The following is a 19,035-nucleotide window of genomic DNA, read 5'->3' on the forward strand; positions in this document are numbered from 1 at the left end:
GGTCGGCGGCTTTCGCGCAAGACCCGAAATGAATCACGTTCTTTTATGTCGCTGGGAGGCAAATTAGTAAGCTCACTGAGAAATTCCGTCCAGCCCTCCCGTTTGGCGCGCAGGGGGCTGATAGCGTCGGGACCACTGGACCAATCGAGGAGGATATATGAAGGCTTCACCGACCCTGACCAATAACCTGCAGGCCGTACTCGCTGACCTGATTGAGCTGCACATCCAGGGCAAACAGGCCCACTGGAACATTGTGGGAACCAACTTCCGGGACCTCCATCTGCAGCTGGACGAAATCGTCGAAGCTGGCCGCCAGTTTGCGGACGACCTGGCCGAGCGCATGCGCGCACTGCACGCCCTCCCGGACGGCCGCAGCTCCACTGTGGCCGCGTCCACCAACCTTCCGGCGTTCCCCGAAGGGCTGATCAACACCAAGGATGCGATCGAGCGGACCGTGGCCGCCCTTGAGGCTGCTGTGGGCACTATGCGAAAGGTTCATGACGAAGTGGATGAGGAAGATCCCACTACTGCCGATCTCCTCCATGAGTTCATTGCCAGGCTTGAGCAGTTCACCTGGATGGTTAACGCGGAAACCATGAAGGCCACGGCCAGCGTCACGGCCCCGGACGCCCCATAGGAGGCTTGTGCGCCTGGGTAAAGCGCCCGGCGCCGGAATGATTCCGGCGCCGGGCGCTTTCTTATGCGGGGGTTGACTTCCTGCCTTCGTTCCTCGTGAACCCGGCGTTCGAGGAGGAGGCTCCTAGCGCGCCGTCGGAACTTTTCGGAGCACGACGGCGGCAAGGACCGCCGCTGCTGCCATCAGTACCAGCGCGATGGCTGCCGTGATGTGGACGCCGGAATCGAAAGCCGCCCTGGACGCTTCCCGTACGGCTGTGGCAAGCGGTCCCGGGAGGCTGCCGGCCAGTTCCATGGCACCGGCCAAGGTTTCCCCGGCCCTGTCCGTGGCTGTGTGGGATGCGGCTTCGCTCAGTCCTGCCGGAAGCCTGAGGTTCTGCTGGTAGGACGCCGTCAGAATTGAGCCCAGGATTGCTGTTCCCAGCACTGACCCCACCTCATAGCCTGTTTCGGAGATGGCGGCGGCGGCCCCGGATTTTTCGGCCGGCGCGGAACCCAGGATGAGGTCGTTGGAGATGGTTTCGGCGGTCCCAACGCCCAATGCCAGGATGAACAGCGCGCCCAGCAGGAGGGCCGGTCCGGCACTATGATCGCCGACGGTGACCACAAGGTAGCCGCCGGCACTCAGGGAGAGGCCGCCCGCAACCACGAAGCCCGGCCGTATCCGGCGGACCAGCGGTACTGCCACCAGCCCGGCCGTCACGGTGGCGAGCAGCGCCGGAATCATGGCAATGCCCGCGGCAGACGGTGACATCCCTTCCAAAAGCTGGAGATGCTGGGCCAGGAACAGGATAAAGCCGTTGAAGGAAAACAGTGCCAGCACGTTCGCGGAGATGGCCGTGCTGAAGACCCTGTTGCTGAATAGGGACATGTCCAGCAGCGGGTTGGCCAGCCATTGCTGGCGGCGGACAAAAACGAATCCCATGGCCACACCGAAGGTGACGGCGGCCAGTGGCATGATGCCGAAGCCCTCGGTGGCCACCTCCTTGATGCCATAGACCACAGGGACCATGACCAGCAGGGACAGCAGCATGCTGGGGACGTCCACCCGGCCGGGCCGGGGATCCCGTGATTCGGGGATGAAGGCGGGGCCGAACGCCAGCAGCGGAAGCATGATGGGCACGGCAACCAGGAGCACCGCGCCCCACCAGAACTGTTCCACCAGCCAGCCGCCAAAGATGGGTCCCAGGGCTGCGCCACCGGAGAATCCTGCTGCCCAGATGGCGATCGCCAGCCGGCGGCGGTTGGGATCCGGAAAGATGTTGCGGATCAGCGACAAGGTGGACGGCATCAGCATGGCACCAAAGAATCCCAGCGCTGCCCGGCCGGCAATAAGCCACTCGGCGCTGGGGGCGAAGGCTGTTGCGGCTGACACCAAGGCGAACCCGATACTGCCGACCAGCAGCAGCCGGCGGCGTCCGACCCTGTCACCCAGGCTTCCCATGGCCACCAGCAGGCCGGCGAGCACCAGCGGATAGGCGTCAACGATCCACAGGAGCTGGACCCCCGTGGTTTCCAGGCTGCGCGCAATCGCCGGGAGGGCGAACGTAAGGGCCGTGTTGTCCACCGCGACCAGCAGCACGGGGAACATCAGCAGGCCCAGGGCAAGCCAGTCGCGCCATGGTGCTTTCGGTCCCGGCCGGCGGGGCGTACGGGAGGTCGCGGGGAGCTGGTTTGCCAACGATTCGGGGGCGTTCCGAAGGGAAGTTGCGGACGAGGTCATGGAATAACTGTACCGTCCAGACGGTACAGTTATCAATTTCGGCGGTGCCAGCGTGCATGATTGAAGCCATGGCCAGAAAACCCGTAGCCCGCGAGGCTGTTCTCGATGCTTTTGAATCCCTGCTGATTGAGGTGGGCGAGCGGGCCGCCACCCTTGATGCGGTAGCTAAGCGCGCGGGAGTCTCCAAGGGCGGGTTGCTGTATCACTTTCCGAACAAGGAAGCCCTGATTGAGGTGCTGCTGGACAGGCTGGATGAGCTGGCAGCCGCCGACGCCGACGCCATGGCCACCGCGGAGGAGGGAGCGGCCGCGTACTTCATCAGGTCTTCCGTCTGGGCAGATACACCCCTGGACCGTGCCATTGTTGCTGCCACCAGGCTCGCCGAGGTGGCCCATGAGGAAACTCGTGAGCGCTTCGCGGCAATCCAGCAGCGCTGGCTCCGGGAGATTGCTGCCGACGTTGGCACGGCCATGGCCAAACCGGTGCTGTATATGGGTGACGGCCTGTACTTCAACGCCATGCTTTCCGTGGGGCCGGTTCCTACCCAAGAGACGGCGGCCGACGTCGCCGGCCTGCTGGCAGCGCTGGACCGGCTCCGCAGTTGAGCCCGTATCGTCCATGTCCGCGGCATTTGCCCGAACGCGCACCGCATAGGACAATTGGACCGTGTGTGGGCCCGGTAACGGCCACCATGAACAACAAAATTCAACTGAATAGCCTTTGATCTGCGGCGGGAGAGTCCTGCAGTAGGTACAGCAGGCGCCGTAGGAGCAAATCCTCCCCAGGAATCTCACAGGCCCATGTACCGCCGCGGCGAGGCAACTCTGGAAAGTAGCAGGCAGTCCGCTTGGCGTGTCCCGGAACCATCCGGAATACCAGGACAGCTGTGCTCACCGACGGTGCAAGCGGGTCCTGCGGAAGCAGGCCAGGCGGAAACTCTCAGGTCCAATACAGAGCGGGGAGGAACCCAATCGATGTGGCGTACCCTCGCCGCCTTAGTACATGGAGTTCCTCGTGACTGTTTCTCCGGCCTCCGCCACTCCGGCCCCCACTGCCCAGGCCCCGGCTACCACCGCCCCCGCCCCGACCTTCCCGGCCGCTGCATCCTTTGTTGACCGGCACATCGGCTCACGCCGCCAGGACGACGTCGACGCCATGCTCAAGGCTGTTGGCTATGACTCCGTGGATGCACTCGTGGACACCGCAGTCCCCAAGGACATCCGCCAGGACTCTCCACTGGAGCTCACCCAGGCCCTGAGCGAGGTGGAAGCCCTCGCCGAATTGCGGAGGCTCGCGGCCAAGAACAAGACCGCCGTGCAGATGATCGGCCAGGGGTATTACGACACCGTGACGCCGCCGGTGATCCGCCGCAACATCCTCGAAGGCCCGGCCTGGTACACCGCGTACACGCCATACCAGCCGGAAATTTCCCAGGGCCGGCTCGAGGCGCTGCTGAACTTCCAGACCATGGTGCAGGACCTCGTGGGCCTGCCCATCGCCAACGCGTCCCTGCTGGATGAAGCCACCGCCGTGGCCGAAGCGGTGCTGATGATGCGCCGGGCAAACAAAAATAAGGACGCCCGTGATGGGAAAACCGTCCTGGATGCCGACTGCCTTCCACAGACCATCGCCATTGTGAAAGGCCGGGCCGAGGCGCTGGGATTCGAGGTCCAGGTGGCTGACCTCTCCAAGGGACTTCCCGACGGCGTGATCAACGGCGTGGTGCTCCAGCAGCCCGGCGTCTCCGGCCGGGTTTTCGACCACACCTCCGTCATTGCCGACGCCAAGGAACGCGGCGCGCTGGTAACAGTGGCTGCCGACCTCCTGGCCCTGACACTCATCACCCCTCCCGGTGAGCAGGGGGCCGACATCGCCGTCGGCTCCGCGCAGCGGTTCGGCGTCCCCCTCTTCTACGGCGGACCGCACGCCGCCTACATGGCCGTGCAGAAGGGCCTTGAGCGTTCCATGCCCGGCCGCCTGGTGGGCGTCTCGAAGGACAACGCCGGCGTCCCCGCGTACCGCCTTGCCCTTCAGACCCGCGAGCAGCACATCCGCCGCGAGAAGGCCACCTCCAACATCTGCACAGCCCAGGCGCTGCTGGCCATCGTGGCCTCCATGTACGCCGTTTACCATGGACCGGAAGGGCTCAAGGCGATCGCCCAGGCCGCGCACGCCCACGCCAGGACCCTTGCAGGATCGCTGAACGCAGCCGGGCTTGACGTCCTCCACACAAGCTTCTTCGACACCGTCACGGTTTCCGTGCCCGGCAAGGCAGCTGGAATTGTTGCCGCGGCAGAAGCCAAGGGCATCAACCTTCGCGGCATCGATGCCGACAGAGTGGGCTTCTCCACGGATGAAACCACGACGCCGGAAATCGTCGCCCAGGTGCTGGAGGCTTTCGGTGTTTTGGCCACCGCCGGCGGCAACGCAGCCTTCGCGCTGGACCCCGCCGTCGAACGTTCTTCCGGGTACCTGCAGCACCCGGTGTTCAGCACCCACCGCTCCGAGACGCAGCTGCTTCGCTACATCCGCAAGCTGTCCGACCGGGACCTGGCGCTGGACCGCACCATGATCCCGCTGGGTTCCTGCACCATGAAGCTGAACGCAACGGCCGAGATGGAGGCCATTTCCTGGCCGGAGTTCGCCTCCATCCACCCCTTCGCCCCCGACTCCCAGACCGAGGGCTGGCGCGAACTGATCGCGGACCTGGAAGCCCAGCTGACCGAGATCACCGGCTACGACCAGGTGTCCATCCAGCCGAATGCCGGTTCCCAGGGTGAGCTGGCCGGCCTCCTGGCCATACGCGGCTACCACCTGTCCCGGGGCGATGACCAGCGCAATGTGTGCCTGATTCCCGCGTCGGCGCACGGCACCAACGCAGCCTCAGCCGTTCTGGCGGGTATGAAGGTGGTAGTGGTGGCCACCGCAGCGGACGGCACCATCGACCACACCGATCTTTACGCGAAGATCGACGCCAACAAGGATGCGCTGTCCTGCATCATGATCACCTACCCGTCCACGCACGGTGTGTACGACGCCGACGTCCGCGAGGTGTGCGACGCTGTTCACGCTGCCGGCGGCCAGGTGTACATCGACGGTGCCAACCTGAACGCGCTGGTCGGACTGGCCCAGCCGGGCAAGTTCGGCGGCGACGTTTCGCACCTGAACCTGCACAAGACCTTCTGCATCCCGCATGGCGGCGGCGGACCCGGCGTGGGCCCGGTCGCAGCGAAGGCGCACCTGGCGCCCTTCATGCCGGGCAACGCGGCAACCTGGACCGAAGGCAACGACGTCCCCATTTCGGCGTCCAAGTACGGCTCCGCCGGCGTCCTTCCCATCTCCTGGGCGTACGTCAAGCTGATGGGTGGCCAGGGCCTGACCGAGGCCACGAAGTCGGCGCTCCTTGCTGCCAACTACATCGCTGCCCGCCTCAACGACTTCTTCCCCGTGCTCTACACAGGAGAAGGCGGTCTGGTGGCGCACGAATGCATCCTTGACCTGCGCGACCTGACTGCAAGGACGGGCGTGACAGCGGAGGACGTGGCCAAGCGCCTCATCGACTACGGCTTCCACGCCCCCACCCTGGCATTCCCCGTCGCCGGCACACTCATGGTGGAGCCCACGGAGTCCGAGGACCTCGGCGAGATGGACCGGTTCATCGACGCGATGATCTCGATCCGCGCGGAAATCGACCAGGTGGCCAACGGCGACTTCACCGTCGCGGACAGCCCGCTGCGCAATGCCCCGCACACCGCCGCCGCTGCCATCAGCAGCGACTGGGACCGTGCCTACCCGCGCGAACAGGCAGTCTTCCCGGTCCACACCCTCAAGCAGGACAAGTACTTCCCGCCCGTTGGCCGCATCGACGGCGCCGCCGGGGACCGGAACCTGATCTGCTCCTGCCCGCCGCTTTCCGAGTTTGAAAACTAAGGATTCTTTCGTGACTGAGAACTACACAGCGCTCTACGAAGAGCACAAGAAACTCGGCGCCTCCTTCACCGACTTCGGTGGCTGGCAGATGCCGCTCAAGTACAGCTCGGAGCTGGCGGAGCACCACGCGGTCCGCAAGGCAGCAGGGATCTTTGACCTGTCCCACATGGGCGAAGTCTGGGTCACCGGCCCCGACGCCGCCGCGTTCCTGGACTACGCGCTGGTGGGCAAGATCTCCGCAATGGCCGTGGGTAAAGCCAAGTATTCGCTGATCTGCAATGAAGCCGGCGGCATCATCGATGACCTCATCATCTACCGCCGCCCTGTCGCTGAAGACGGCACCGACGTATTCCTGGTTGTTCCCAACGCCGGCAACGCCAAAACGGTGGCGACAGAACTTGCTGACCGCACAGCGAACTTCAATGTTGTGGTGGAGGACGCCTCCGCGGACACCTCCCTGATCGCCGTCCAGGGCCCCAAAGCGGAGGAGCTCCTGCTCCGCCTCGTCCCCGCCGCCCAGCACAGCCTGGTCACCGGGCTCAAGTACTACGCCGCCGTCGAAGTTCCCTTCCTCGTGGCCGGAGCCGGCCAGGACCTCCTGCTGGCCCGCACCGGCTACACCGGTGAGGACGGATTCGAGATCTTCATCAATAACGACGACGCCGCCGCACTCTGGCAGGCCATCGTCGCCATTGCGGACGAAGGGGAACTGGTACCCGCCGGCCTTGCCTCCCGCGATTCCCTCCGCCTCGAAGCGGGCATGCCCCTCTACGGCAATGAACTGTCCCTCGACGGCGACCCCTTCGCCGCCGGGCTGGGACAGGTGGTCGCGCTCTCCAAGGAAGGCGACTTTGTGGGCAAGGCCGCCCTCGCAGCCATGAAGGAAGCCGGCGCCGGCAGCACCACCGGCCGCCGGCTGGTTGGACTCAAGGGCCTGGGACGCCGCGCCGGCCGGGGACACTACCCGGTCCTCAAAGACGGCGCCGTGGTGGGCGAAGTGACCTCCGGCCAGCCGTCACCCAGCCTTGGCTACCCCGTGGCCATGGCCTACGTGGACATCGAGCACAGCGAAATCGGCACCACCTTGGACATCGACCTCCGCGGCAAGGCAGAGCCGTTCGAAGTCGTGGGACTGCCGTTCTACAAGCGCCAAAAGTAGCTTTTCGGGTCCGGGCTCGGTCCGGCAGACCGGGGCTTTTCACGCGTGCTGCTCCTTCGTCGCTCTGACGCACGCTTTCGAAAAGTCCGGCTCTGCCGGCCCCCCGACACTCTCTCACTTTTCACACACTAATTAAGGAAAAACACATGGCAAAAGTTGCCGCTGAGCTGCAGTACTCCGACGAGCACGAGTGGGTGGCCCGTGAGGGTGGCAACCTTGTGGCGATCGGGATTTCCGCCGTCGCCACTGATGCCCTCGGTGACATCGTGTACGTGGACCTGCCGGAGGTCGGCTCGGCCGTGACGGCGGGGGAAACATGCGGTGAAGTTGAGTCCACCAAGTCCGTCTCGGACCTGTATGCCCCGGTGACCGGGGAAGTTACGGAAATCAATCCCGCCGTCGTCGATGACCCTGCGCTGATCAACAGCGACCCCTACGGCGCCGGCTGGCTCTTCAAAGTCGCCACAGAGTCTGAGGGCCCGCTCCTTTCCGCCCAGGACTACGCTTCCAAAAACGGCGGCGAACTGTGAATCAGTCAGCGGCCGCCGAACCCCTGAACGCCCACCCCGGCGTAGCGAACCTCAGCTGATATCCGGAGTTTTTGTCCAGATAAAGCGAGTTGGATGGCGTTTTAGTCGCCATATCTGGACAAAAACTCCGGACCTGCAACCCAGTAAGGAATCACCATGGCCGTTGGAGTCTTTGACCTTTTTTCCATCGGAATAGGACCCTCAAGTTCCCACACGGTGGGCCCGATGCGCGCCGCTGCGGTTTTCGCCGGCGAGCTCAAATCCTCCGGGGTACTGGACCGCGTGGCCGGCCTCCGCGTGGATCTATATGGTTCGCTGGCCGCCACCGGGCATGGCCACGGCACCATGACAGCCATCCTCCTGGGGCTGGAGGGATTCCATCCCGAGCTGATCCTGCCCGATGAGGTGGAGGAACGGCTGGCGACCATCGCCGAGACCGGGATACTGCAGTTGGCCGGCGCTGATGGACACGGTGTCCCCCTTCCTTATGGGGTGCAGGACATGGTGCTGCGGCCGCTGACCATCCTGCCGAGGCACACCAACGGACTGACATTCACCGTCTCCGAGGCCGGGGGCGACGTCCTGCACACGGCCACGTTCTACTCCGTGGGCGGCGGGTTCATCGTCCGTGAAGGCGAGGAGGACGCTGCACAGCAGGAACTCGAAGAGTCCAAGAAGGAGCTTCCGCTGCCGTTCAGGACAGCCGCTGAGCTGCTGGGGCACTGCCAGTCCAAGGGCCTGTCCATCGGCGAAGTCATGCTCGTCAACGAGCAGGCCTCCCGGTCCGAGGAGGAGATCCGCGAGGGCCTGCTCCATATCTACTCGGTGATGGAAAGCTGCGTCCAGGTCAGCCTTAGGCGCGAGGGCCTGCTGCCGGGCGGGCTAAAGGTCCGCCGCCGCGCGCCGGACTGGCATGAACGCCTTCTGAAGGAAGATAAGGACCGTGATCCCAAATACTGGCAGGAGTGGGTGAACCTGGTCGCCCTTGCGGTCAACGAGGAGAACGCCTCCGGCGGGAGGGTGGTCACCGCGCCAACCAACGGTGCGGCGGGCATCATTCCGGCCGTGCTGTATTACGCCCTGCATTTCGCGCCGGGGATGGAGAACGCCAGCCAGCAGGACCGCGATGACGTTGTGGTGAAGTTCCTGCTCACGGCCGGTGCCATCGGGGTCCTGTACAAGGAGCAGGCGTCCATCTCCGGCGCCGAGGTGGGCTGCCAGGGTGAGGTGGGCTCGGCGTCGTCCATGGCCGCTGCAGGCCTGGCCGAGGTGATGGGCGGGACCCCCGCCCAAGTGGAGAACGCCGCGGAAATCGCCATGGAGCACAACCTGGGCCTGACCTGCGATCCGATCGGTGGGCTGGTCCAGGTGCCCTGCATCGAACGCAACGCCATCGCAGCCGCCAAGGCGATCAACGCCGCCAAGATGGCACTCTGGGGCGACGGTTCGCACCGGGTATCGCTCGACGAGGTCATCATCACCATGCGCGAGACCGGCAAGGACATGAGCTCCAAATACAAGGAAACAGCCATGGGCGGCCTTGCCGTGAATGTTGTGGAGTGCTGACCCGGATCAATTGTGGTGGCTCAGTTGTGGGTGGCTCAGTTGTGGGCGGCTCAGTTATGTGCGGCGGCCCAGGCGTTAAGGGTCCCGGAAAAGATTACCCAGGACAGGTAAGGCAGCAGCAGGAGGCCGGCGGAGGTGCTGATGGGGCCAAAATTCAGAACCGCAAAGGTCAGCGCCACAATCAAGGCCACGATGACCGCCAGCCCAAGCCACAGAGCCAGCGGCCCCAGCACGGGGTAGAGGCCGAAGAAGATCGGTGTCCAGGCCAGGTTCAAGGCGAGCTGCAGCCAGTACAGTTTCAGCGGCCTGCTGGTGAGGCTTTTCCCGCTCCGCCAGACGAGCCACGCCGCCACTGCCATGGCGGCATAGAGGACCGTCCAGACGGTACCGAACATCCACCGCGGCGGAGTCCAGGGAGGCATATTGGCAGCGGCGAACCAGCCGTCGACGTTCGCCGTGACGGCCAGGCTGCCCAGGCCGGCCACGGCAGCTGAAGTGCCTAGGAAGAGCAGGAGCATCAGGAGTTGGGCCGCAGTTCCCCGTTCAGGCGTTTCCTGCTGTGCAGCCGGCGGCTGGCTTGGGGCCGGAGATTTACCGGAAGGGGACTGCATGCTTCAACCCTTGCCAAGGCTGAACCATGAGTCAAGGCGGGGCGACCCTGAAAAGCCTGGGCCAGATCAGGCTTTAGACTTGGGACTATATGTCCGCACGCAGCCACACCCGCAGAACCACGAACGAAACCCTGAGATTGGACACGGCCCCTTGCGAGAATTTACCGCCCGCTTTGCCACAGCCGAGGAAATTGAGAACTGGGACAAGCACGTCACGGCCAACCCGAACGGCGGCAACATGTTGCAGTCGGCGGCCTACGCGTCGGTGAAGAACGGCCAAGGCTGGAAGGTCCGTTTCCTGGTCCTGGAATCCGGGGGAACTGCCAGCTACAACTTGGTTCTGGAGAAGAAGTTTCCCGTCCTGGGCCGCCTCTGGTACCTCATCAAGGGGCCCGATCTGGCCGCGCTTGAGGACCTCAAGCCGGCACTGGACGCCTGCGCTTCGTTGGCCCGGAACCGGAAATTCAACGTCTTCGCGGTCAAGGTCGAGCCGGACATCACCGCCACTGCCGAAACCCAGGCACACTTTGCCGCCGCGGGCTTCATTAAGGCACCGAACATCCAGTCCAACGACTCCACAGCCCTGCTTGACATCGCTGCGCCGGAGAATGAGGTGCTCCGTGCCATCACCTCACGCGCACGCAACGCCATCCGCCGCGCCGAACGCGAAGGCTGCGAAGTGGTGCAGCGCGACCAGGGCGCCGAAACGTACCGCGCCCTCTACGACCTGATGGCGGACACCGTCAAGGCCAAGGGATCGATGCCCTTGCGCAGCTTCGAGTACTACTCCCGGTTCTGGGACGAATTCTGCAACCGCGGCCAGGGGAACTTCTTCTTTGTCTATGAGGACGGGAAGCCGAGCGTGGGCGCCTTTGTGATCAATTACGGCTCCAAGGCGACGTACAAGGACGGCGGGTCCACGCAGAACCGCAAGCAGTACGGTGATTCGCATCTGGTGCAGTGGGCAGCCATCCGCCGGATGAAGGAACTGGGCTGCACGGAGTACGACTTCTGTGGCACGCCGCCGGCAGCCAGGATCAAGGACAAGTCCCACCCGCTGTACGGCATGGGCATGTTCAAGACCAGCTTCACCAAGACAGTCACCGATTTTGTGGGCTGCTACGACTACATCCTTTCGCCCGTCAGGCACGCCATGTGGGTCAAGGGCGCCGAACGCATTTTCCGGCGGCTGGAAACCATGCGCACCGGCGGCCAGTTCTACTGACCGTGAGCCTGCCCGTCCATCCAGTCCACAATGATCCGCGCCCCGAAGCCGGCAGCACATCCATAGGTGAGGTAACTTCTGTGAATCCAATCAAGGCCGGAACGGACCTCGAATTTGCCGTCCTGAGCGACGCCGAATATGAGTCCTTTTCCGTGCAGCACCCGCAAAACAGCTTCATCCAGTCCGCAGGTTTCGCCCGTTTCCAGCGCGCCCGCGGACAAGTCGTGGAGCTCGTCGGCTTCAGGCGCAACGGGGAACTCGTGGCGGCCGGGAAACTGAATTACACCAGAAACCGCTGGGGTTACACGGTCTGCGAGTGCGCAAAAGGCCCCCTCCTGGACTACACGGACGCTGACCTGGTGAGCTCCGTCGTCGAACTCCTTAAAACACGGGCCGCAGACCGTAAGGCCGCGGAGCTGAGGATCTCGCCGAACCTGGTGTACGTTGCCCGGGACGAGGACGGCGCAGAGCACCCGGAAATCCTCGACAACCGCCCCCTGGTGGCGGAACTGGACAGGCTGGGCTTTGAGCACCAGGGCTCGGACATGAACTTCGCGAACGTCAACTGGATGTTCGTCAAAAAGCTCGAGGGCATCAAGGACGCCGAGGAGCTCATCATGAGCACCAGCTACCGGACGCGCAAAGCCATCCGGAAGGCGGAGAAGAACGGAGTCTTCCTGGAGCAGGCAACCCTGGAAACCCTGGATGAGTTCTACGACGCGTTGAGCACGGCGGGGGATGAAAAGGGCTTCATCTACCGTGAACGCGAATACTACGAGCACCTCCTGCGGACCACTTCGTCAGAGTTCACCAAGCTCATGATGGCCAAAATCGACATCCCCGGCTACCGCAAATCCATCACCGAACGGCTGGAAGCCGAGTCGGCAACCGCGGCCGAGCTGCGCCGCGAGGTTGAGGAAACCGGCAGCAAAAAGAAGGCCAACAGGCTCAAGGTGGTCCAGGACCTCGTGGACAGCTACGAGCGCAGCCTTAAGGACATCGAGCGTTTCCCCGACTCCGTTGGCGTGGTAACCGTGGCGGCCATCCATTTTGTCTGCTTTGGCGACGAGGTGGTCTGTGTCATCGGCGGCACCAAACAGGATTACATCTACTTCAACGGTGCCACGTCCCTGTACTGGGGCATGATGCTGCACGCGCTGGAGAAGGGGTACTCCCGTTACAACTTCTACGGAACCTTCGGTATCGAAGGCCAGGACGAGGAGGGCCACGGTGGCTACGCCTTCAAGAAGGGCTTCGGCGGAGAGGTGGTCCAGCTCCTGGGCGACTTTGTGATGCCGGTCCGGCCAGCCATGTTCCAGGCCAACCGCCTGGTCAGGGCCGCAACCTCCGCCGCCCGCCTGGTTCTCGGCAAGCTTCCCCTCAAACGGACTGCTTAGCATAGCCAGCACAGCCGGCAAGGCAGCACCGCCAGCAAAGACGATCCACCACAGGGGAGGAGGACCAGCATGACCCATCGACCTGAAAAGCCCGGGACCAGGCCACACACCGACGGCCTGCCCAAGACCGAGCCGCTTTCGCCTTCACAGCTCCGCCAGAATGCCGCAGCCAAGAGGATGCTGCGCCGCCTGGTCCAGGGGGAGAACCCGCCGACGGCGCCCCTGAGCATTGTGGACAGGCTCACCGGGAGCCCCTACGCCAACCCAATGATCCAGGTGGGAGGCGTGGATACGTCCGCGCGCAAGACCCTGGATTTCGCCCTCCACCTGGCCGAGACCATGTTCCGCTATGGGGCAGGTGCCTTGGAAGTGGAAACCAGCATCATCGCCGTCACCGCCGCGCTGGGGCTGAAGAACATCGAGGTGGACATCACCAACCAGTCGGTGGCCATCAACTACGCTCCCAAGGACCAGACGCCCATAGCGCTGTTGCGCGTGGTCCGGTCCTGGACCAACAACTACGCCGGGCTGGCCAAGGTGCACCAGCTGGTGACCGATATTGTGGCCGGGGGAGTGGGCCGGGACGAGGCGATCCGGCGGCTGGACGAGGCCATCACCAGCCCCAAACCGTTCCCGCGCTGGATGGTCACCATTGCCTTTGGAGTGTTCGCAGCGGTCTTTGTGGGTGTTCTTGGCGGTGGCCCTGTTTCCTCGCTCATCGCTTTCCTCTCCAACATCGGCGTGAGCCTCCTGGCCCGCAAGCTGGGGCGCCTTCGAATGCCTGATTTCTTTATCACCGCAACATGTTCTTTCGTGGTGACGTTCGTGGCGCTTCTGCTCTGGCGGTTCGGGCTGACCAACTCACCGGCGATCGTGGTGGTTGGCGGCATCCTTTTGCTCCTCCCCACCGGTCGACTGGTCTCTTCCGTCCAGGACGCCATCAACGGCTTCCCTGTGACAGCCGCGGGGCGGTTCCTGTCCACGATCCTGACGTTCGGGGCGCTGGTGGCAGGGATCGCCGTCGCGTTTGTGGTGGGGTCTAAGACCGGGATGAAGGAGATCGATGTCACCGAGACCTTCCCGCCGGCCTACGACCTGTGGGTCCTGGTCGTTTTCATCGCCTTGGCGGTGATGGCCATCGGCATCACCGAGCAGACCACGTGGAAGCTGTTGCTCCCAACAGCAGCCGTCGGCGTTGCAGGCTACCTGGTCCTGCTCGGCGGGGGCGCGCTGGGCCTGGGTGACAGGTTCTCGCCTGCGCTCTCCGCCGTGGTGATCGGTTTCCTGGCGCGGGTGGTGGCCTTGAAGATGGGCGCCCCTCAGCTGGTGGTGGCCGTTCCCGCGGCGCTGATCCTGCTGCCTGGCCTCACCATTTTCCGCTCCATGTACGTGCTGACCATCGAGGAATCCGAGATCCTGCTCGGCGCCGGAGGGATGCTGAACGCCGGAGCCATTGTCCTGGGCGCGGCCGGCGGGATTGTGCTGGGAGACACCCTGGCCAGGCCGCTGACCCGGAGCCTGGCCAGCAATGAACGCAGGCGCGCCCGGAGACGGTAACCCTTCCCAACTGAGTCGCGCCAACTGTCGTTATTCGCCCTCAAAAGGACAGTTAGCGCTACCTGGTTCGGGGTGCCTGTGAGCTTTGCCAGTTTAGATTTGCCCGTGTCAGATTTGGCAGTTTAGATTTGCCCTACGGGGAGCTTCTTCTCCGCCTGGAAATCGTCCTCCACCCGGCCGCTGGCCCAGTAACCCGACAGGGACACCTGCTTGCGCTCCAGCCCGCGCTGGGCAAAAAACACGTCCCGCAGCGCCTTCATGTACCCGCGTTCCCCGTGGGCGAAGACATCAACCCGGCCGGCAGGCCAATCGGCGCTGGCGACGGCTGAGGCCAGCAAGTCGCCGGTGCCGGCCGGTGCGCCGTGGCGGAAAACCCAAGTGATGTCCACTCCGGCCGGGGCGGAGATTGGCTGGATGTCGGCGTTGCCGTCGACCTCCAGGAAGGCCAGGCCGCGCGCCTCCGGGGGCAACGCCTCCAGCGAAGCGGCGATGGCAGGCAAGGCGGCCTCATCGCCGGCAAAGAGGTACCAGTCGGCGTCGCGAGCTGGGTTATAGGCGCCGCCCGGGCCGGTGAAGGTCAGGGTATCGCCCGGCTGGGCAGCTGCTGCCCAGGGGCCGGCGAGCCCTTCGTCGCCGTGGATGACAAAATCGATGGCGAGTTCCCTGGCCTCCAGGTCCACCCACCGGACGGTATATGTGCGCGTGAACGGCCACTGCTCACGGGGCATGGTTTCGCGGATGGCCCAAAGGTCCAGTGGCATGGCATAGTCCACGCCGGGCTGCGGGAAGACAATCTTTACGTACCGGTCCACAAAGCCGTTATTGATGTAGCTTGCAAAGCCCTCGCCGCCGGCAACGATCCTGACCATGTGCGGGCTGAGTTCCTCACGGCGGATTACGGTCAGGTCGGTCTGCGGGCGGGTCTGCTTCGAGGCGCTGGTGGCTGCCGGAACGGTGCTCATAAGGCAAGCCTAAGCTAAGGAACCTGGGGGAGTTCCCAGGTTACGCCGGCGCTGCCTTGTTCGCGCAGCAACTCATTTGCCCGGCTGAAAGGGCGGGAACCAAAAAACCCGCGCGATGCCGAAAGCGGACTGGGGTGCGGACTCGACACCACCATTGCCCCGTGGAGAAGCGGCCTGACCGCCTCTGCGTCCTTGCCCCACAGGATGGCTACCAGGGGAGCAACCGCGCCACCTGGGGTCCGCCGGTTGGCTACGGCCGCAACGGCCGCCGTCGTAATTTTCTCCCACCCTTTGCCGCGGTGCGAGCCAGCCTCCCCGGCCCTGACGCTCATCACCCGGTTCAGCAGCAGCACCCCCTGATCAGCCCAGCCGGACAGGTCGCCGTGTCCCCGGGGCGGGATCCCCAAATCGGCTTCCAGTTCACGGTAAATGTTGGCCAGGCTCCGGGGGATGGGCCGCGTCCGCGGATCAACAGAAAAGGACAGCCCGACGGCGTGCCCGGGAGTCGGATAGGGGTCCTGGCCAACAATCAGAACCTTCACGTCGGCCAGGGGCTGACGGAATGCACGCAGAACGTTCGACGGCGACGGCAGGACCTGGTAGCCCGCCGCCACTTCGGCGGCAAGGAAGCCCAGGACGGCCCGAAGTTCCGGTTCCACCCCGCTCAATGCTTCAGCCCAGTCACTAGCCATCAGTTCGGCGAGCGGGAGCCGCGCCATCTCGACGAAGTCAAGAGTATCCACGGGGACCGGGTCCCACTCGAACAGGGCGTCGGGCTCAAACACCCTCCCATTCTTGCAGGGATCCGTTTCCTCCCCTCGACGAGCCGCAAATGACAATGGTGTTATTCGTCCGTAGCATGGGGGCTGGGACTTTTACCGAAACCAGCGAAGGAGTGTGTCGTGGCAGAAGCAGCTCGGGAACACATGCCGGAGCCGGAAGGGCACAGCCCGCTGCTGGCTGATTTCAGTCTTCGTGACTCGCGGTTGAGCGAGCGGGACCAGCAGATGCTTGCCCTGGAGCGGCAGTGGTGGAAGTACGCCGGTGCAAAGGAACAGGCCATCAGGGAGCTCTTTGACCTGTCCGCCACCCACTACTACCAGTTGCTGAATTCGCTCATAGACACCGAGGATGCACTGGCCCACGATCCCATGCTGGTTAAGAGATTGCGTAGACTACGTACGTCACGTCAGCGGGCACGTACTGCACGCCGCCTGGGATCCGACGCGTAAGTAGGCCGCGCTGTCCGAACAGCAGCAATCAACAAGGATGTCTCCCCACCATGACCAAATACGCTCGGGATGAATTCGACAAGATACCGGAGACTGCCTCGCGGCAGGGAGTCCACCGTTCCGCATCTGCTCCTTCCCGGCGCAAGTTGTGGCCCATTCTGGCGGTCGGCATGGTCGCGTTGGCGATCGGGTTGGTCTCCTTCCTGATCCTCCCAAAGCTGGGCATCATGCCCGGGGGTACCCAGGCTTCCAGCAGCCTGGAGTCGGCAGCCCTGCCCCAGTCGGGGGCGGATCCTTCAGCCAGTGCGGACAGCTCCGCCAGCCCGCAGCCTTCCGCCGTGCAGACGTCCGAAAGTGCAAAACCAGAACCAAGCCCGACGCCGAGCGCCACCCCGTCGTCCGCGGTGGACAAGACCCAGGGCGTGGCGGTCTACAACGCTTCCGGAACGGCCGGGCTGGCTGGCCGGGTCAGTTCAACGATCCAGACCGATGGCTGGACGCTGGGACAGGTCGGCAACTGGGGCGGTGCCCCGCAGCAGACGTCCGTAATCTTCTACGCCGGCCCGGCCCAGAAGGCCAACGCAGAGGCCCTTTCCGCGCTTTTGAACATTCCCACCCTGGTGGACAGCGCCGAATTCCAGGTCCCGGTGGTTGTGGTGCTCGGTCCCGGCTTCCCGTAAGCAGGACCGGTTACGCCTGAATAACTATTGAGTGCCGACCCGGCCCTGCGCCTCGGCCAGCCCCGGCGCCATTGGCTAGAGTGATTTCAGCGCTTCGGTTCATCAAAAATGCGGAAATAGGGGCGTGGCCCACGGACGCTACTGAAAGAGTGGACAACATGGCACTGGGAACCGTTAAGTGGTTCAACGCTGAAAAGGGCTACGGCTTCATCACCGTTGACGGCTCAGGCGACGATGTTTTTGTGCACTGGTCGGCCATTGAGGGTGAGGGGTACCGTGCCCTGGACGAGGGGCAACGCGTGGAGCTGGAAATCGGCGAAGGCGAGAAGGGCCCGCAGGCCGAAAGCGTCCGGCCCGCCGAGTGAGGTCTGAGACGTTCAAGGCGGCCATTTTCCGGGGCGCAGCAGGTGCGGCCGTCCTCCTTGCCCTGGCGGGCTGTTCAACGGCCGCCGGGAATGCACGGCTGGATTCCGTTGAAGCGTCCGGTGACGGAACCCTGCGCATCGGCCTGATCCTGGATAACACCGGGGAACAGGCCTTCCTCAACGATTCACAGCGTGCCGCGGCCAAACTCGCCGTGCAGGAAGTAAACGCCGCCGGCGGTCACAAGGGAAAGCCGGTGGAGCTGCTTCCCGAGTCGGCCGGCGATGATACCGAGACCCAGGCCAGGAACCTGGTGGCAGCCAAGGCTGATGTGGTGATTGGGCCCACCGATTCGAGCCACGCGGCCGCTGCCATCGCCGTGCTGTCCCACGCGAAAGTGCCGCTCATTTCACCGGCCAACTCTGCCGCAGGGCTCAGTTCACACCAGAACGGCGGCTATTACTTCCGCACGGCGGCCGCCGACGTCGCCCAGGCATCCGTGCTGGTCAAGCTTGCCAAGGACAGCGGCGCCAAGAGCCTTGCCGTGGTCCATCAGGACAGCGCTTACGGCGGGGAGGTGTCCTCCGCTGTGGCCGCTGCCGCCAAGGACGCGGGCCTGGAAACAGTGTCCACCTCGGACTTCAAACCCGGAGACGCACGCCAGGCAGCCGCTGCTGCGCAAAAGGCTGCGCCGGATGCCGTGGTGCTGGTTGCCCGTGAGGGCGCCCAAGGCGCCATAGCCGAACTGATCAATGCCGGATTGTCCGGAAGCAGGATCATCCTCAGCGATGGCGCCTTTGCCAGGTACGGTTCGGGGCTGGGTTCCAAAGCGCTGGACGGAGCACGGGCCGTAGTTCCCGGTGTGTTCCCCTCGGCGGACTTCCAAGCCCGCCTGGTGGCGGTGGAGCCCCGGCTGAAGGATCTGTCGTTCGCTGCAGAGACCTTCGACGCCGTGAATCTCGCGGTCCTTGCCGCTGCGGAAGCCGATGACGACGCCGGGCGGACCATAGCTGCCAACCTCATCGCCGTCTCCGGCGGGTCCGTTGAAAATCCTGACCGGGGGCCGGGCGGGAAGAAGTGCACTTCCTTCAAGGATTGCCAGGCTCTGGTGAAGTCCGGTGCCGCCGTTGATTATGACGGTGAGTCAGGTCCTGTCGCCTTTGACGCCAACGGTGACATCACCACGGCCAACTTCATGGTCTTCACCTATGGGCCGGACAATAGCGCCCGCGTGACGGGCCGCGAGACGGCAGGCCGTGCCGCCGGCTGACCGGCAGCAACGAATCGGCTCCCCGCAGAGCGAAACCGGTACCCGTTCGCTTGCACTCTCACCTATGGAGTGCTAATTATTGACTTAGCACTCTTACGTGCCGACTGCTAAAGCAACGTCCGGTTCCGGCCGGTTGCGGAGCGAGGCGCCGGCCGTGGAGCGAAAGAAACACCTTGCTGGGGTGAGATCCGGAG

17 protein-coding genes and 1 riboswitch are annotated in these 19,035 nt (G+C 64.2%); of the genes, 13 read left to right on the top strand and 4 right to left on the bottom strand.

All coding sequences use genetic code 11. The features are described from left to right. Positions 1-157 precede the first annotated feature (157 nt). Positions 158-637: a Dps family protein gene (locus M1E17_RS04515; RefSeq protein ID WP_457965738.1), complete on the top strand. Its 480-nt coding sequence runs from the start codon at positions 158-160 to the stop codon at positions 635-637. Between the two features lie 123 nt (positions 638-760). Here M1E17_RS04515 and M1E17_RS04520 read toward each other — a convergent pair whose 3' ends face one another. Continuing rightward, positions 761-2,359 carry an MFS transporter gene (locus M1E17_RS04520; protein WP_457965739.1) on the bottom strand — a complete coding sequence of 533 codons (1,599 nt, stop codon included), beginning with the start codon at positions 2,357-2,359 and terminating at the stop codon, positions 761-763. Between the two features lie 68 nt (positions 2,360-2,427). Here M1E17_RS04520 and M1E17_RS04525 point away from each other — a divergent pair, with 68 nt between their 5' ends. The 5 genes from M1E17_RS04525 to M1E17_RS04545 all read left to right on the top strand — a co-directional run bounded on the left by M1E17_RS04525 (position 2,428) and on the right by M1E17_RS04545 (position 9,544). Then, a complete protein-coding gene (locus tag M1E17_RS04525; RefSeq protein WP_457965740.1) occupies positions 2,428-2,964 on the top strand; it encodes a TetR/AcrR family transcriptional regulator in 537 nt (178 codons plus the stop codon). Positions 2,965-3,080: 116 nt separating this feature from the next. Further along, positions 3,081-3,177, top strand: a riboswitch (glycine riboswitch). A 184-nt stretch (positions 3,178-3,361) separates the two neighbouring features. Beyond that, entirely contained in the window at positions 3,362-6,289 is a 2,928-nt protein-coding gene (gcvP, locus tag M1E17_RS04530; protein ID WP_457965741.1) for an aminomethyl-transferring glycine dehydrogenase, read from the top strand. 10 nt (positions 6,290-6,299) lie between these two features. Next, positions 6,300-7,448 carry a glycine cleavage system aminomethyltransferase GcvT gene (gene gcvT, locus M1E17_RS04535; protein ID WP_457965743.1) on the top strand — a complete coding sequence of 383 codons (1,149 nt, stop codon included), beginning with the start codon at positions 6,300-6,302 and terminating at the stop codon, positions 7,446-7,448. A gap of 146 nt (positions 7,449-7,594) precedes the next feature. Continuing rightward, positions 7,595-7,978 carry a glycine cleavage system protein GcvH gene (gene gcvH / locus M1E17_RS04540; RefSeq protein WP_457965745.1) on the top strand — a complete coding sequence of 128 codons (384 nt, stop codon included), beginning with the start codon at positions 7,595-7,597 and terminating at the stop codon, positions 7,976-7,978. Between the two features lie 156 nt (positions 7,979-8,134). Further along, complete coding sequence (locus M1E17_RS04545; protein ID WP_457965746.1) at positions 8,135-9,544, top strand: L-serine ammonia-lyase; 1,410 nt, start codon at positions 8,135-8,137, stop codon at positions 9,542-9,544. Positions 9,545-9,594: 50 nt separating this feature from the next. On the opposite strand, the gene M1E17_RS04550 is transcribed toward M1E17_RS04545, so the two are convergent. Further along, positions 9,595-10,155, bottom strand: a complete 561-nt coding sequence (locus tag M1E17_RS04550) for a TspO/MBR family protein (RefSeq protein ID WP_457965748.1) — start codon at positions 10,153-10,155, stop codon at positions 9,595-9,597. Between the two features lie 151 nt (positions 10,156-10,306). Between M1E17_RS04550 and M1E17_RS04555 the strand changes: the two genes are divergently transcribed. The 3 genes from M1E17_RS04555 (at position 10,307) to M1E17_RS04565 (ending at position 14,334) form a co-directional block, all read left to right on the top strand. Beyond that, on the top strand, positions 10,307-11,380 hold the full coding sequence (locus tag M1E17_RS04555; protein WP_457965750.1) for a lipid II:glycine glycyltransferase FemX: 1,074 nt from the start codon (positions 10,307-10,309) through the stop codon (positions 11,378-11,380). Positions 11,381-11,460: 80 nt separating this feature from the next. Next, the gene (locus M1E17_RS04560; protein WP_457965752.1) at positions 11,461-12,777 is read left to right on the top strand and encodes a peptidoglycan bridge formation glycyltransferase FemA/FemB family protein; all 1,317 of its coding nucleotides are present in this window, start codon (positions 11,461-11,463) and stop codon (positions 12,775-12,777) included. Between the two features lie 69 nt (positions 12,778-12,846). Next, the gene (locus M1E17_RS04565; RefSeq protein WP_457965754.1) at positions 12,847-14,334 is read left to right on the top strand and encodes a threonine/serine ThrE exporter family protein; all 1,488 of its coding nucleotides are present in this window, start codon (positions 12,847-12,849) and stop codon (positions 14,332-14,334) included. A gap of 122 nt (positions 14,335-14,456) precedes the next feature. Here the strand turns inward: M1E17_RS04565 and M1E17_RS04570 are convergent, their stop codons facing one another. Further along, the gene (locus M1E17_RS04570) at positions 14,457-15,296 is read right to left on the bottom strand and encodes a siderophore-interacting protein (RefSeq protein WP_457965755.1); all 840 of its coding nucleotides are present in this window, start codon (positions 15,294-15,296) and stop codon (positions 14,457-14,459) included. A 14-nt stretch (positions 15,297-15,310) separates the two neighbouring features. Next, entirely contained in the window at positions 15,311-16,081 is a 771-nt protein-coding gene (locus M1E17_RS04575; RefSeq protein WP_457965756.1) for a uracil-DNA glycosylase, read from the bottom strand. Between the two features lie 117 nt (positions 16,082-16,198). Here M1E17_RS04575 and M1E17_RS04580 point away from each other — a divergent pair, with 117 nt between their 5' ends. From M1E17_RS04580 to M1E17_RS04595, 4 genes are all read left to right on the top strand, one after another. Continuing rightward, a complete protein-coding gene (locus M1E17_RS04580) occupies positions 16,199-16,528 on the top strand; it encodes a DUF3263 domain-containing protein (protein WP_457965757.1) in 330 nt (109 codons plus the stop codon). A 50-nt stretch (positions 16,529-16,578) separates the two neighbouring features. After that, positions 16,579-17,208 carry a LytR C-terminal domain-containing protein gene (locus M1E17_RS04585; RefSeq protein ID WP_457965759.1) on the top strand — a complete coding sequence of 210 codons (630 nt, stop codon included), beginning with the start codon at positions 16,579-16,581 and terminating at the stop codon, positions 17,206-17,208. Positions 17,209-17,366: 158 nt separating this feature from the next. Continuing rightward, entirely contained in the window at positions 17,367-17,573 is a 207-nt protein-coding gene (locus M1E17_RS04590; RefSeq protein WP_108600346.1) for a cold-shock protein, read from the top strand. Continuing rightward, the gene (locus M1E17_RS04595) at positions 17,570-18,841 is read left to right on the top strand and encodes an ABC transporter substrate-binding protein (RefSeq protein WP_457965761.1); all 1,272 of its coding nucleotides are present in this window, start codon (positions 17,570-17,572) and stop codon (positions 18,839-18,841) included. Before M1E17_RS04590 ends, M1E17_RS04595 begins: the two co-directional genes overlap by 4 nt. The last annotated feature ends 194 nt before the right edge of the window (positions 18,842-19,035 follow it).

Source organism: Arthrobacter sp. D1-29, assembly GCF_054130585.1.